Here is a 13806-nt window from a genome sequence, read left to right as displayed (position 1 = left end):
TCAGCCGAAGCGGGGATCGATGTCGGTAGGTGGCTGTTCGGCCACCTGCTGTGCCTTGACGTGCTGGTAGATCGCCTGCACCAGGGGCTCGCAGCCCTCGCGCGTGAGCGCGGAGATCTCGAACACCGGCCCCTTGAAGCGCAGCCGCCTGACGAAATCCTTCACGCGCGCGGCGCGCTCGTCGACGGGCACCATGTCGAGCTTGTTCAACACCAGCCAACGCGGCTTTTCGTACAAGGCCTTGTCGTACTTCTTCAGCTCGCCGACGATCGCCCTGGCCTGAACGACCGGATCGACACCCTCGTCGAAGGGCGCAAGATCGATCACGTGCAGCAGCAGTCGGGTGCGTTGAAGATGGCGCAGGAACAGGTGGCCGAGTCCGGCACCTTCGGAGGCACCCTCGATCAGGCCCGGAAGATCCGCGACGACGAAGCTCTGCTCCGGCCCGACGCGAACGACGCCGAGGTTGGGATGCAGCGTGGTGAAGGGATAGTCGGCAATGCGCGGGCGCGCGTTGGAGATCGCGCTGATGAGGGTGGACTTGCCGGCATTGGGCATGCCCAGCAATCCCACGTCGGCCAGCACCTTCAGCTCGAGCTTGAGGTTCTTCTTCTCGCCGGGCCAGCCGGGGGTTTTCTGGCGCGGCGCGCGGTTGATGGCGCTCTTGAAGCGCATGTTGCCGAAGCCGCCGTCTCCGCCCTTGGCAATGGTGATGACCTCGCCGGGCGTCAGGAGCTCGTACAGCACCTCGCCGGTTTCGGCATCAGAAATGATGGTGCCCACCGGCATCTTGAGCGTGACGTCATCCCCGGCCGCGCCGAACATGTCCGAGCCCATGCCGTGCTGTCCCCGCTTGGCGTCGTGGCGGCGCGAAAAGCGGAAATCGACCAGGGTGTTGAGATTCGGGTCGGCCACGGCGAACACATGGCCTCCGCGGCCGCCGTCGCCACCGTTCGGGCCGCCGAATTCCTTGTACTTCTCATGCCGGAACGACACGCAGCCGTTTCCGCCATCGCCGGCGGCGACGTCGATGAAAGCTTCGTCGACGAACTTCATGAGATGTCCAGTTTACAAATGAAAAAGCCCCGGCAAAGCGGGGCTTCGAGCGGATCGAAGTGACTGGCTTACGCCGGGGTCACGTTGACCGTATGCTTGTTGAGCGCGCCCTTGGTGCCGAAGGACACATGGCCCTCGACCAGGGCGAACAAGGTGTGATCCTTGCCCACGCCGACATTGACGCCAGGGTGGAACTGGGTGCCGCGCTGCCGCACGATGATGGAGCCGGCGCTGATCAGTTCGCCGCCGAATGCCTTCACGCCGAGCATCTTGGGCTTGGAATCGCGCCCGTTTCGCGTCGAGCCGCCGCCTTTTTTCTGTGCCATGGTGTTCGCTCCTTAGCCGGCGATCGCACCGATTTGCAGTTCGGTGAACTGCTGGCGATGGCCTTGACGTTTCTGATAGTGCTTGCGACGGCGCATCTTGAAGATGCGAACCTTATCGTGCTTGCCATGCGACAGCACGGTAGCCGTCACGGAGGCGCCGGACACCAGGGGCGTGCCGACCTTGATTTCGCTGCCGTCGCCGACTGCGAGCACTTGATCGATCACGATTTCCTGGCCTACGTCCGCAGCAATCTGTTCTACTTTAATTTTCTCGCCGGAAGCAACGCGATACTGCTTGCCCCCGGTTTTTATGACCGCGTACATGTTGACCTCTTGGAATAAGATGGCTCCGCGGCGAATTCCGCAGAGCCCTCGATTCTAACATGGCTTGGATTCGCTGCCGCCCGACATGGCGCGAGGCCCGGAGCCCTGCCTGCGGCTCTCTATAATCTGCGCCGTCCGGCCTTGCGCCGCCGTCGCATCATCACGCAGCGCGCCAGCGCCCCAGCCTTGTCAGTTCCAGTCGCCGACACCTCACCTGCAGCCGCCGTTCTCGGCCTGATCGCCGGCGACATGGCCGAGGTCGATCTCGTGATCGCCCGCCGCCTGGATACCGGCGTCCCGCTGGTGCGCCAAGTCTCCAAGTACATCATCTCGGCCGGCGGCAAGCGGCTGCGCCCCGCGTTGCTGCTGCTCATGGCAGGCGCACTGGGCTACAAGGGCGACCAGCGTTTCAATCTGGCTGCCGTGGTGGAGTTCATTCATACCGCGACGTTGCTGCACGACGACGTGGTCGACGAATCCACGCTGCGGCGCGGGCGTCCGACCGCCAATGCGGCCTTCGGCAACCCCGCCAGCGTGCTGGTCGGCGACTTCCTGTACTCCCGCGCTTTCCAGATGATGCTGGACGCCGACGATGTGCGAGTCATGCAGATCCTCGCCGAAGCGACCAACGTGATCGCCGAGGGCGAGGTCCTTCAGCTCATGAACATGCACGACGCCTCGCTCGACGAAGAGGCCTACCTGCGCGTCATCCGCTCGAAAACCGCCAAGCTCTTCGAGGCCAGCACGCGACTCGCCGCCGTACTGGCCGGCACGCCGCCGGAGGTGGAAGCCGCGAGCGCCGCCTACGGGCAGGCGCTGGGCACGGCATTCCAGGTCATCGACGACGTGCTCGACTATGCAGGCGACGCGAGTGAAACCGGCAAGAACGTCGGGGACGACCTGCGCGAAGGCAAGACCACCCTGCCCCTGATCCTGGCCATGCAACGCGGCAAACCCGAAGCGCGCAATCTGATCCGCGCAGCCATCGAAGCCGGTGACACGGCGCAACTTCCGCAGATCGTCGCCATCGTGCGGGAAACCGGCGCCCTGGAAGCGACGCGCGCCGCGGCTGCAGCCGAAGCGCAGCGGGCGATGGACGCTCTTCGCGACTTTCCGGCGAATTCGCACTCGGCCGGTTTGCTACAATTGGCGGCTCAGTTGCTCGAGCGACGTGCCTAAGTCACCACGAAGGACAGTTCTCTCTTTTCATTGCAACCATCGGGGTGTAGCTTAGCCTGGTAGAGCGCTACGTTCGGGACGTAGAGGCCGGAGGTTCGAATCCTCTCACCCCGACCAGCCTTTTCGGGCTGTAATGCCAACTGCTTGGCGATCTGCTGCCCGCGCAGCGGTTTACAGCCCGTTGGTGATCAACGATGATCGTGAAGCAAATCCTCACGTTTCTTACCTGTTGAATGGCCGCTGCCGAACCCCTTGTCAAAGAAAGCTCGCCGATCGCCCTTCCAGGGCTCGCGCGTGCGTTGATCTCGGCCGGAAAGCTGCCGGCCAAGGTCGCCGAGGACATCTATCAGAAGTCGCTCAGCGGCCGCAGCAGCTTCATTGCTGAGCTCACAGGCACCGGCGCCGTGTCGGCCGCCGACCTGGCTCACACGCTGTCCAGCGCCTTCGGCGCCCCCTTGCTGGACCTGGACGCCATCGACCCGCAGCGGCTGCCGAAGGACCTTCTCGACCCCAAGCTGTGCACGGCCTACCGGGTGGTCGTCCTCAGCAAGCGCAACAACCGTCTCATTGTCGCAACAGCTGACCCGTCCGATCAGCAGGCCGCCGAAAAGATCAAGTTTGCGTCGCAGATGGGCGTGGACTGGGTCATTGCCGAGTACGACAAGCTCTCGCGCATGATCGAAGCGGCCGCCGTGAGCGCGGCCGAAACCATCGACAACATCATCGGCGCCGAGTTCGAGTTCGACGAGGTGTCCTCGGACACTTCGAGCGAGGCCAACGATTCCGCGGCGGCCGAAGTCGAAGATGCGCCGGTCGTGCGCTTCCTGCACAAGATGCTGCTCGACGCCTTCAGCATGCGCGCGTCGGACATCCACTTCGAGCCCTACGAACATCAATACCGCGTGCGCTTTCGCGTCGATGGCGAATTGCGCGAGATCGCAAGCCCGCCCACGGTCATCAAGGACAAGCTGGCCTCCCGCATCAAGGTGATTTCGCGCCTGGATATTTCCGAGAAGCGGATTCCGCAGGACGGCCGGATGAAGCTCAAGATCGGTCCGGAGCGTGTGATCGATTTTCGCGTGAGCACGCTGCCCACGCTGTTCGGCGAAAAGATCGTCATCCGTATCCTCGACCCGAGCAGCGCACGCCTGGGCATTGATGCGCTGGGCTACGACGCGGACGAAAAGGAGCGCCTGCTCACCGCGATCGGCCGTCCTTACGGCATGGTGCTGGTCACCGGGCCCACGGGTTCCGGCAAGACGGTGTCGCTCTACACCTGCCTGAACCTGCTCAACAAGCCCGGCGTCAACATCGCCACGGCCGAAGACCCGTCCGAAATCAACCTTCCCGGCGTGAACCAGGTCAACGTCAACGAAAAGGCGGGACTGACCTTCGCCACCGCGCTGCGCGCGTTCCTGCGGCAGGATCCCGACATCATCATGGTCGGCGAAATCCGCGACCTCGAAACGGCCGACATCTCGATCAAAGCCGCGCAGACGGGCCACCTGGTTCTCTCCACGCTGCACACCAACGACGCTCCGACGACGCTGACGCGGATGCGCAACATGGGTATCGCGCCCTTCAACATCGCGTCGAGCGTGATCCTGATCACCGCGCAGCGGCTCGCACGCCGTCTGTGCACGGTCTGCCGCGTGCCGGCAGACGTGCCCGCGCAGGCCTTGCTCGATGCCGGCTTCAAGACGCAGGACCTGGACAACTCCTGGAAGCCCTACCGCCCCGTCGGCTGCTCGGCCTGCAACAGCGGCTACAAGGGGCGTGTCGGCATCTACCAGGTGATGCCGATCACGGAAGAAATCCAGAAGATCATCCTGCGCGACGGCAGCGCCCTCGACATCGCCAAGCAGGCCGAGGCCGAGGGCGTTCGCTCGCTGCGGCAATCTGGACTGAAGAAGGTCATGCAAGGACTGACTTCACTTGAAGAAGTGCTGGCAGTCACCAACGAGTAGCACGGAGAAGCGGAGATTCCATGGCCACGGCAGCAGCATCGTCCCGAACGCTCAAGGAGTATGTCTTCGAGTGGGAGGGCAAGGACCGCAACGGCAAGGCCGTGCGCGGCGAAGTGCGGGCAGCGGGCGAGAACCAGGTGCAGGCGTCGTTGCGGCGCCAGGGCGTGCTGACGACGAAGATCAAGAAGCGGCGCATGCGCTCCGGCAAGTCCATCAAGCCGAAGGACATCGCCATCTTCACGCGCCAGCTGGCGACCATGATGAAAGCCGGCGTGCCATTGCTGCAGGCATTCGACATCGTCGGCCGCGGCAATGCCAACCCGAGTGTCGCCAAGCTGCTCAACGACGTCCGCAGCGATGTCGAGACCGGCACCTCGCTCTCCGCCGCGTTCCGCAAGTTCCCGAGGTACTTCGACAACCTCTACTGCAACCTGGTCGAGGCCGGCGAAGCCGCAGGTATCCTGGAAGAGTTGCTCGATCGCCTGGCAACCTACATGGAAAAGACCGAGGCGATCAAGTCGAAGATCAAGTCGGCGCTGATGTATCCGACCTCGGTCATCGTGGTCGCCTTCGTGGTGGTGGCGGTCATCATGATCTTCGTGATTCCGGCCTTCAAGCAGGTGTTCACCTCCTTCGGCGCCGACCTGCCCGCGCCGACGCTGATCGTCATGGCGATCAGCGAATACTTCGTCACCTACTGGTGGCTGATCTTCGGCGTGATCGGCGGCGGCATCTACTTCTTTCTCCAGGCCTGGAAGCGCAACGAGCGCGTGCAGAAGTTCATGGACCGTCTGTTGCTGCGCGTGCCGATCTTCGGCACGCTGATCGACAAGTCCTGCGTCGCGCGCTGGACCCGCACGCTGGCCACGATGTTCGCCGCAGGCGTCCCGCTGGTCGAAGCGCTGGACTCCGTCGGCGGTGCATCGGGCAATTCGGTGTACGCGGACGCCACGACCAAGATCCAGCAGGAAGTCTCCACCGGCACCAGCCTCACGGCGGCCATGACCAATGCCAACCTCTTTCCGTCGATGGTCCTGCAGATGACCGCGATCGGCGAGGAGTCCGGCTCGATCGACCACATGCTCGGAAAGGCCGCCGACTTCTACGAGGCGGAAGTCGACGACATGGTCGCCGGCCTCTCGAGCCTGATGGAGCCCATCATCATCGTTTTCCTCGGGGTCATCATCGGTGGCATCGTGGTCTCGATGTACCTGCCCATCTTCAAGCTCGGCCAGGTCGTCTGATGCTGGTTTCGCAGGGGGTCGACGCCGCACTGGCCGGCGTGTTCGGGTTGTTGATCGGCAGTTTCCTCAACGTCGTGATCCATCGCCTGCCGAAGATGCTGGAGCGGCAATGGGCCGCCGAATGCGCGAGCGCCGACGGCGCGGACGCCGGGGCCGCGGCGAAGGACGCCGAAGCTTTCAACCTGATGGTTCCGCACTCGCGCTGCCCACAGTGCGGCCATGTCATCCGCTGGTACGAGAACGTCCCCGTCCTGAGCTACCTGTTCCTGCGCGGCCGATGCTCCGCGTGCAAGACCCCCATCAGCCTGCGCTATCCGGTGGTCGAACTGGTGACCGGTGCGCTCTTCGCATGGTGTGTGTGGCGCATGCCCGGCCAGTTCGGCAGTCTGGCCTGGTGCGGATTCGCTGCGGCGCTTCTTGCGCTGGCGCTGATCGACTGGGACACGACGCTGCTGCCGGACGACATCACGCTGCCGCTGCTGTGGGCCGGCCTGCTGGCCGCCATCGCCGGCTTCACGGGCGTGACGCTCGTCAATGCCGTCTGGGGTGCAGTGGCGGGCTATGGGTCGCTGTGGGCCATCTACTGGCTGTTCAAGCTGACCACCGGCAAGGAAGGCATGGGCTATGGCGACTTCAAGCTGTTTGCCGCCTTCGGCGTATGGTTCGGATGGCAGGCCCTGGTGCCGATCATCCTCATGGCCTCGGTGATCGGCGTGATCGTCGGCATCGCGCTCAAACTCGGCAAGGGCTTGCGCGAGGGCGGCTACGTGCCCTTCGGTCCATTCCTGGCGGGCGCGGGCTTCACGGCCATGATCTTCGGTCCGGACGCGATCCTTCGCGTGGCAGGTCTCTGAAGGCCGGCGCGCCATGCGCATCGGTCTCACGGGCGGCATCGGCAGCGGCAAGAGCACCGTCGCGTCGATGCTGGCGTCGCACGGCGCGGCACTGGTCGACACCGATGCGATCGCGCGCTCGCTGGCGCAGCCGCAAGGTGCGGCCATGCCTGCGATCGAGGCCGCATTCGGCCGATCGGTCCTGGCCGAGGATGGCGGCCTGGACAGGGCTCGCATGCGCGAACTGGTGTTCGCCGACAGCAGCGCCAGGAAACGGCTCGAAGCCATCCTCCATCCCCTGATCGGCGCGGAGTGCGATCGCCAGGCTGCGGCGGCCGGGGATCACCCGATCGTTTTCGATGTGCCCTTGCTGATCGAATCGAATCGATGGCGCGGCCTCGTGGACCGCGTGCTGGTGATCGATGCGACCGAGGAAACCCAGGTGCAGCGCGTCCTCGCACGCTCGGGCTGGACCCCCGACGCCGTGCGCTCAGTGATCGCCCAGCAGGCTCGTCGCGCCTTGCGCCGGGCAGCCGCCGATGCCCTGATCTTCAACGAAAACATTTCACTGGCGGAACTCGCCACCGAAGTCCGGACTCTGTGGAAACAGTGGGCCGGCAAGGGCACGCGATAATCGCCTACCTGCCGTCGCTGTCCCCGTGAAATAACAACAAGGCGGCGCGCGGATGGGCTTCGCGACACTGCCCTCTTCAAGATGCTTTTCAATTCCTACGCGTTCATCTTCTTTTTCTTCCCGATCGTCTTCATCGGGTTCTTCCTGATCGGAAAACAGAATGCGCGCGCGGCGGCCGGCTTCCTCGCCCTGGCATCGCTGTTCTTCTACGGCTGGTGGAGCATCAAGGCGGTACCGCTGCTCGTGGTCTCGATCTGCTTCAACTACTGGATCGGCCTGCGCCTAACACCCGGCCACGGCCACACCGACGCCACCCGCAAGCGCCTGCTGGTGCTGGCGCTGGTGGTCAATCTGGGCGTGCTGGCCGTCTTCAAGTATGCGAACTTCTTCGTCGGCAATGTCAACGACGGACTGGCCGCCGCCGGCATCGCGCAGTTGCCCTTGCTCCACATCGCGCTGCCGATCGGCATCTCCTTCTACACCTTCACCCAGATCGCCTTCCTGGTCGACTGCTGGCAGGGCAAGGTGCACGAGCGCAGCTTCGTGCACTACCTGCTCTTCGTCACCTATTTCCCGCATCTGATCGCCGGACCGGTGCTGCATCACGCGCAGATGATGCCGCAGTTCGCGGACGATTCGACCTACCGGCTGGACGCCAACAAGGTCGCCCTGGGCATCGCCATCTTCACCTTCGGCCTGGCCAAGAAGCTGCTGATCGCAGATCCCCTGGGCCAGTACGCGGACCTGATGTTCACCGGCGTGCACAACGGCGTGATGCCGACGGTCTACACCTCGTGGTTCGGTGTCCTGGCCTACACGCTGCAGATCTATTTCGACTTCTCAGGCTACTCGGACATGGCGATCGGCCTGTCGCTGTGCCTGGGCGTGCGCTTGCCGCTCAACTTCAATTCGCCCTACAAGTCGACCAACATCATCGAGTTCTGGCGCCGCTGGCACATCTCGCTGTCGACCTTCCTGCGCGACTACCTCTACGTGCCGCTGGGAGGCAATCGCAAGGGGCCGGGGCGCCGCTACATGAATCTCTTCATCACGATGTTGCTCGGCGGCCTGTGGCACGGCGCCGCCTGGACCTTCGTGCTGTGGGGCGCGCTGCACGGCGCCTTCCTGACCATCAATCACCTGTGGAATGCCAAGGTGCGGCGCAATGCCACGCCGGGCCGGCTGGCGCGCGTGATCGGCTGGCTGGTGACCTTCCTGTGCGTGATGATCGCCTGGGTCGTCTTCCGCGCCGAGAGCATGCATGCGGCGATGGACATCTACAAGGGCATGCTCGGCATGCACGGCGGCCCTTCGCTGGGTGCCTTCCGCGAATTCACCGCGATCCCCTACCGCAAGCCGGAGTTCTTCCAGACGACCCTGGTCGCGCTCTTCATCTGCCTCGCATTGCCGCCCACCATCTCACTGGAACGCTGGGTGCCGCAAGCCCAGGCCCTCGCCGGACGACCGCGCCTGGCCTGGATCTTCACCGCGCTCATGGCGTTCGGCACGGTCTACCTGCTCGGCGTCTGCGTGTCGAAGCTGGGCTCGTACAGCCCGTTCCTCTACTTCCAGTTCTGAGTCCCGACATGACGCCCGCAAAACTCTGGCTGCAGATCTTCCTGGCAGGCTTCGCCGTCATCGTCGCCCTGCTGGCCGTGACGCTGACCACCCCCGTGCCCTATGGCGACCTCAGCCGGATCGGCCTGATGTCGGACCGCGATTTCGGCTGGAAGACCACGCCGCCCCACGTCGATCCCGAATACCTGCGCGCCGTGCCGGTGACCCAGGCGGACATCCTGGTGATCGGCGACAGCTTCTCGATGACCAACCGGTGGCAGTCGGTGCTGACCAAGGAAGGCTATCGCGTCACGACGATCTTCTGGGGCCAGCTCGACGAGCGGATCTGCGACGACCTCGACGGCTGGCTCGACCTCGCAGGCTTTCGCGGCAAGCTGGTGATCCTCGAAAGCGTCGAGCGGCTGTTGGCGGGGCGGCTCGACAACACGCAGACGTGCGCGCACATGAGAGTGCCCTTCGACGCCAAGACCAAGCCCTTCATCGAGCCGCCGGCCGAGGTGCCGGGTTTCGCGCTCAACTGGAACGCCAAGCTGAGCTCAGGTTGGCACACCTTCTGGAACACGCGGCGCGCGGAGACAACCGACGACGACAACGCGATCTCGGGCTATTGGACCAAGGCCCGCTCGGTGCCCGATGGCTGCACGATGTTCAGCAACCGGCTCTGCAACAAGGCACTGTTCTTCGGCGAGGACGACGACAACGGCGAACTCACCCCGAAGAACGCCGAGCAGATGCGCTCCATCACGCAGGCGCATCGGAGCCGCTCGATCATGTGGATGGTGATCCCCAACAAGACGACGGTCTATGTCGCCCCGGATCGTTCGAAAGACTTTGTGACAGCGCTGCTGAAGGACGGGCTCGGCCCCGACCTCTTCAGCTTTGCCTTGGACGAGAAAAGAAAAATCCGCGACTTCTTCCTCCCCAATGACACGCACATCTCCATGCAGGGCCAGCTCGTGCTCGGGGCACGCATGCTCGAGGCCGTTCGCAAAATCCTCCCGGCACCGCCAGGCAAGGCTTCTTGAAGCTATCATTCATCACGGACTAAATGCCGCCCCCGCGTGATCCTCTACGAGTACCCCTTCAACGAGCGCATACGAACGTACCTGCGGCTGGAACATCTGTTTCGCCGCCTCGGTGAATTGGTGCCGGCCGACTCGGCCCTCTCGCATCACTACGCGCTCGTCACCATCTTCGAGATCATGGATGTCGCGGCGCGCGCAGACCTCAAGGCCGATGTGCTGCGAGACCTGGACAAGCACAAGAACGTCTTCAACAGCTACCGCGGCAACCCGGCGATTTCCGAGTCGGTGCTCGACCAGGTCGTCGGCCAGCTCGAACGCAACTTCGCGACGCTCAACACCGTGCCCGGCAAGGCGGGGCAGTCGCTGACCGAGAACGAGTGGCTGATGAGCATCCGCAGCCGCGCGGGCATTCCCGGCGGTACCTGCGAATTCGACCTGCCGGCCTACTACGCGTGGCAGAACCGCCGCGCCACCGAGCGCCGCGCCGACCTGGAACGCTGGTCGTCGACGCTCGCGCCCCTGGCCGAGTCAATCTACCTGCTGCTCAAGCTCCTGCGCGACGCCGACGTGCCGTACAAGGTCATCGCAGCCAACGGCCAGTTCCAGCAGACCCTTCCGCAAGGGCGCAGTTTCCAGCTGCTTCGCCTTCGCATCGATCCCCTGCTCGGCCTCATTCCGGAGATCAGCGGCAACCGGCTCATGGTGTCGGTCCGGCTGATGCGGCACGAAGCCGACGACCGCCTGCACCAAAGCACCGATGCGGCGCCGTTCGAACTGACCCTCTGCGCATGAGCGCCGCGCCGGACCGCTCCAAGCAAGCTCGCTCCCGCTTGGCGGGACGGCGCGAAGCACCAAGGGTGCACCGATGAGCGCCACGAATTCGATCGGCGAGCGCATCGTTCGCTGTCCTGCGTGCGGTGGAGACAGCGTCTATGCGGCCAGCAACCCGTACCGGCCCTTCTGCAGCGCCCGCTGCAAGGGCATCGACCTCGGCGCTTGGGCCAGCGAAGACTTCAGGATGCCCGCGGACGCACCGCCCGACGACGATCCCTTCGGCGACCCCAAGCGTCAATAGTCCTTCGTGGCGGCCAGCCCGCGCTCTTCGGCGAGCCAGCCCAGGACCGGCAGCGCGCCGGGCAGCACCGGCGTCACCTCGAGCGGCAGCTGCTGCCAGCGCATCGACTGGCCTTCGCGCATCTCGAACGCGCCGGCCCATGCCCTGATCTTGCACCAGTGCAGCCGCACCAGCGCGTGGGGATAGTCGTGCTCGGTGATCTTCCAGACCTAGGCGCCGGCGATGGTGATGCCGAGTTCCTCGTGCAGTTCGCGCCGCAGCGCCTGCTCGACCGTCTCGCCAGCCTCGAGCTTGCCGCCCGGAAATTCCCAATAGCCGGCGTAGGGCTTGCCCTCCGGCCGCGTCGACAGCAGCAGCGCGTCGTCGTCACTGCGGATCAGGATGCCGACCGCGACCTCCGTATGTTTGCGCGATGATGTCGTCATGGTGGTGCTCAGACTCGACCCGCATAGTCGCGCGCAAACTGGTACGCGACGCGGCCGCTGCGCGAGCCGCGCTCGAGCGCCCACACCAGCGCTTCGGGGCGAGCGGCCTCGATCGCCGCGGCATCGGCGCCGAAGGACGACAACCATTGCGCGACGATCGCAAGGTACTCGTTCTGGCTGAAGGGATAGAAGCTGACCCAGAGGCCGAAGCGCTCCGACAGCGAGATCTTCTCCTCGATCACCTCGCCCGGATGGACCTCGCCGTCCTCGGTGTGGGTGTAGCTCAGGTTGTCCTTCATGTACTCGGGCAGCAGGTGGCGCCGGTTGCTGGTCGCATAGATCAGCACGTTGGGCGTCGCCGCCGCGATCGAGCCGTCGAGAATCGACTTGAGCGCCTTGTAACCCGGCTCGCCCTCATCGAAGCTCAGGTCGTCGCTGAACACGATGAATTTCTCGGGCCGCTGCGACACCACCTCGACGATGTCCGGCAGGTCGGTCAGTTCGGCCTTGTCGACCTCGATCAGGCGCAGCCCCTGCGCCGCATAGGCGTGCAGGCAGGCGCGAATCAACGACGACTTGCCGGTGCCGCGGGCGCCGGTCAGCAGCACGTTGTTGGCCGGCTTGCCTTCGACGAACTGCCGCGTGTTGCGCTCGATCTTTTCCTTCTGCAGATCGATTTCCTTCAGCGCATCGAGCGACATCGCGGCCACGTGGCGCACCGGCTCCAGCGTGCCATGGCCCGAACTGCGCCGGCGGTAGCGCCAGGCGATCGAGGCATTCCAGTCGGCGGGCGACGACAGCGGTTGAGGCAGGATCGACTCGATCCGGGTGATGAGCTGTTCGGCGCGCTCGAGCAGGTGTTCAAACTTCTCGTTCACGATCTGTAATCGGCATTGATGGAGACGTAGTCGTGGCTCAGGTCGCAGGTCCAGACCGTGTCGCTGGCCTCGCCGCGGCCGAGGCCGATGCGCACCGTGATTTCGCTCTGCTTCATCACGCGCTGGCCGTCTTCTTCCCGGTAGGAGGGATTGCGCCCTCCCTGGACGGCCACATGCACGTCGTCGAGGTGCAGGTCGATGCCCGTCTGATCGAGATCGGCGATGCCCGCGTAGCCGACCGCCGCCAGGATCCGCCCCAGGTTCGGGTCGCTCGCATAGAAGGCGGTCTTGACCAGCGGCGAATGCGCCACCGCATAGGCCACTTGCCGGCACTCGGCTGCATCGCGTCCGCCTTCGACGCGAACCGTGATGAACTTGGTCGCGCCCTCGCCATCGCGCACGATGGCCTGGGCCAGCTGCCGCGCGACGTTCTGCATCGCTTCGACCAACGCGCGCCCGTCCGTCGAATCGAGCGAGGTGATCACGCCGTGCTGCGCCTTCTGCGTGGCGATGACCACGAAGGAATCGTTGGTCGAGGTGTCGCCATCGATCGTCACGCGGTTGAACGAGGCGTCGGCCAGCGCCTTGGCCAGCGGATGGATCAGCGAAGCATCGATCTTCGCGTCGGTCGCCATGAAGCCGAGCATGGTCGCCATGTTCGGCCGGATCATGCCGGCGCCCTTGCTGATGCCGGTGATCGTGACGGTCGCGCCGCTGATCTGCACCTGCCGGCTGAAGGCCTTGGGCACGGTGTCGGTGGTCATGATGCCCTCGGCAGCGCGCGCCCAATGATCGGGTGCGGCGTCGGCCAGTGCGGCGGGCAGCCCGGCCTCGATCCGGTCGATCGGCAGCGGCTCCATGATCACGCCGGTGGAGAAGGGCAGGATCTGCTCGGGCGCGAGATCCAGGTGGCGGGCCAGCGCGATGCAGGTCGCGCGCGTGCGCGCCAGGCCGTCCTCGCCGGTTCCGGCATTCGCGTTGCCGGTATTGATGAGCATGGCGCGGATGCCGAAGCCGCGCGCCAGATGGTCGCGGCACAACTGAACCGGCGCGGCGCAGAAGCGGTTCTGCGTGAACACGCCACCGACGGCTGCGCCTTCGTCGATCAGCACCACCGTCAGGTCCTTGCGACCGGCCTTGCGCACGCCCGCTTCGGCCACGCCGATGCGAACACCGGGCACCGCATGCAGCGCGGCAGGATCGGGAGCGGAAAGGTTCACTGGCATGGGCGATGTCTCGATGCGAGTTTCAGGAATACCGCG

General features: G+C 64.7%; 14 protein-coding genes, 1 tRNA gene and 1 pseudogene. 10 read left to right on the top strand and 6 right to left on the bottom strand.

Annotation, left to right across the window (positions count from 1 at the left end):
* From cgtA to rplU, 3 genes are all read right to left on the bottom strand, one after another.
* Complete coding sequence (gene cgtA / locus E5P2_RS05975; RefSeq protein ID WP_162566232.1) at positions 1–1056, bottom strand: Obg family GTPase CgtA; 1056 nt, start codon at positions 1054–1056, stop codon at positions 1–3.
* A gap of 68 nt (positions 1057–1124) precedes the next feature.
* Complete coding sequence (gene rpmA / locus E5P2_RS05970) at positions 1125–1382, bottom strand: 50S ribosomal protein L27 (protein WP_162566231.1); 258 nt, start codon at positions 1380–1382, stop codon at positions 1125–1127.
* Positions 1383–1394: 12 nt separating this feature from the next.
* A complete protein-coding gene (rplU, locus tag E5P2_RS05965) occupies positions 1395–1706 on the bottom strand; it encodes a 50S ribosomal protein L21 (protein ID WP_162566230.1) in 312 nt (103 codons plus the stop codon).
* 186 nt (positions 1707–1892) lie between these two features.
* Here rplU and E5P2_RS05960 point away from each other — a divergent pair, with 186 nt between their 5' ends.
* The 10 genes from E5P2_RS05960 (at position 1893) to E5P2_RS05915 (ending at position 11241) form a co-directional block, all read left to right on the top strand.
* On the top strand, positions 1893–2885 hold the full coding sequence (locus E5P2_RS05960) for a polyprenyl synthetase family protein (protein ID WP_162566229.1): 993 nt from the start codon (positions 1893–1895) through the stop codon (positions 2883–2885).
* 40 nt (positions 2886–2925) lie between these two features.
* Positions 2926–3002, top strand: a tRNA-Pro gene (locus tag E5P2_RS05955).
* 116 nt (positions 3003–3118) lie between these two features.
* Positions 3119–4852 carry a type IV-A pilus assembly ATPase PilB gene (pilB, locus tag E5P2_RS05950; RefSeq protein ID WP_162566228.1) on the top strand — a complete coding sequence of 578 codons (1734 nt, stop codon included), beginning with the start codon at positions 3119–3121 and terminating at the stop codon, positions 4850–4852.
* 20 nt (positions 4853–4872) lie between these two features.
* Positions 4873–6096: a type II secretion system F family protein gene (locus E5P2_RS05945; RefSeq protein WP_162566227.1), complete on the top strand. Its 1224-nt coding sequence runs from the start codon at positions 4873–4875 to the stop codon at positions 6094–6096.
* Positions 6096–6950 carry a prepilin peptidase gene (locus E5P2_RS05940; RefSeq protein ID WP_162566226.1) on the top strand — a complete coding sequence of 285 codons (855 nt, stop codon included), beginning with the start codon at positions 6096–6098 and terminating at the stop codon, positions 6948–6950. Before E5P2_RS05945 ends, E5P2_RS05940 begins: the two co-directional genes overlap by 1 nt.
* Before the next feature lie 13 nt (positions 6951–6963).
* Complete coding sequence (gene coaE / locus E5P2_RS05935) at positions 6964–7563, top strand: dephospho-CoA kinase (protein ID WP_162566225.1); 600 nt, start codon at positions 6964–6966, stop codon at positions 7561–7563.
* Between the two features lie 81 nt (positions 7564–7644).
* The gene (locus E5P2_RS05930; RefSeq protein WP_162566224.1) at positions 7645–9141 is read left to right on the top strand and encodes an MBOAT family O-acyltransferase; all 1497 of its coding nucleotides are present in this window, start codon (positions 7645–7647) and stop codon (positions 9139–9141) included.
* Positions 9142–9149: 8 nt separating this feature from the next.
* Positions 9150–10166, top strand: a complete 1017-nt coding sequence (locus tag E5P2_RS05925; RefSeq protein ID WP_162566223.1) for a hypothetical protein — start codon at positions 9150–9152, stop codon at positions 10164–10166.
* Between the two features lie 36 nt (positions 10167–10202).
* Positions 10203–10958 (top strand): cell division protein ZapD, encoded by a 756-nt coding sequence (gene zapD / locus E5P2_RS05920; RefSeq protein ID WP_162566222.1) that lies wholly within the window; start codon positions 10203–10205, stop codon positions 10956–10958.
* A 73-nt stretch (positions 10959–11031) separates the two neighbouring features.
* Positions 11032–11241, top strand: a complete 210-nt coding sequence (locus tag E5P2_RS05915; RefSeq protein ID WP_162566221.1) for a DNA gyrase inhibitor YacG — start codon at positions 11032–11034, stop codon at positions 11239–11241.
* On the opposite strand, the pseudogene E5P2_RS38130 reads toward E5P2_RS05915, so the two are convergent.
* The 3 genes and pseudogenes from E5P2_RS38130 to argJ form a co-directional block, all read right to left on the bottom strand.
* Positions 11235–11666 (bottom strand): annotated as a pseudogene (locus tag E5P2_RS38130) (NUDIX domain-containing protein). The gene E5P2_RS05915 and the pseudogene E5P2_RS38130 sit on opposite strands and share 7 nt — an antisense overlap.
* A gap of 8 nt (positions 11667–11674) precedes the next feature.
* Positions 11675–12544, bottom strand: a complete 870-nt coding sequence (locus E5P2_RS05905; RefSeq protein ID WP_162566220.1) for an ATP-binding protein — start codon at positions 12542–12544, stop codon at positions 11675–11677.
* Positions 12541–13770, bottom strand: coding sequence for a bifunctional glutamate N-acetyltransferase/amino-acid acetyltransferase ArgJ (gene argJ, locus E5P2_RS05900; protein ID WP_162566219.1), 1230 nt, complete (start codon positions 13768–13770; stop codon positions 12541–12543). Before argJ ends, E5P2_RS05905 begins: the two co-directional genes overlap by 4 nt.
* Positions 13771–13806 lie beyond the last annotated feature (36 nt).

Source organism: Variovorax sp. SRS16 (assembly GCF_901827165.1).
Classification (GTDB): Bacteria; Pseudomonadota; Gammaproteobacteria; order Burkholderiales; family Burkholderiaceae_C; genus Variovorax.
This window is presented reverse-complemented; position numbering and strand designations above follow the sequence as displayed.

Coding starts and splice junctions, on each gene's coding strand:
- E5P2_RS05930 (WP_162566224.1), top strand. CDS start 7,645: ATGCTTTTCAATTCCTACGCGTTCATCTTCTTTTTCTTCCCGATCGTC.
- rplU (WP_162566230.1), bottom strand. CDS start 1,706: ATGTACGCGGTCATAAAAACCGGGGGCAAGCAGTATCGCGTTGCTTCC.
- coaE (WP_162566225.1), top strand. CDS start 6,964: ATGCGCATCGGTCTCACGGGCGGCATCGGCAGCGGCAAGAGCACCGTC.
- E5P2_RS05925 (WP_162566223.1), top strand. CDS start 9,150: ATGACGCCCGCAAAACTCTGGCTGCAGATCTTCCTGGCAGGCTTCGCC.
- pilB (WP_162566228.1), top strand. CDS start 3,119: ATGGCCGCTGCCGAACCCCTTGTCAAAGAAAGCTCGCCGATCGCCCTT.
- cgtA (WP_162566232.1), bottom strand. CDS start 1,056: ATGAAGTTCGTCGACGAAGCTTTCATCGACGTCGCCGCCGGCGATGGC.
- rpmA (WP_162566231.1), bottom strand. CDS start 1,382: ATGGCACAGAAAAAAGGCGGCGGCTCGACGCGAAACGGGCGCGATTCC.
- argJ (WP_162566219.1), bottom strand. CDS start 13,770: ATGCCAGTGAACCTTTCCGCTCCCGATCCTGCCGCGCTGCATGCGGTG.
- E5P2_RS05945 (WP_162566227.1), top strand. CDS start 4,873: ATGGCCACGGCAGCAGCATCGTCCCGAACGCTCAAGGAGTATGTCTTC.
- E5P2_RS05940 (WP_162566226.1), top strand. CDS start 6,096: ATGCTGGTTTCGCAGGGGGTCGACGCCGCACTGGCCGGCGTGTTCGGG.
- E5P2_RS05915 (WP_162566221.1), top strand. CDS start 11,032: ATGAGCGCCACGAATTCGATCGGCGAGCGCATCGTTCGCTGTCCTGCG.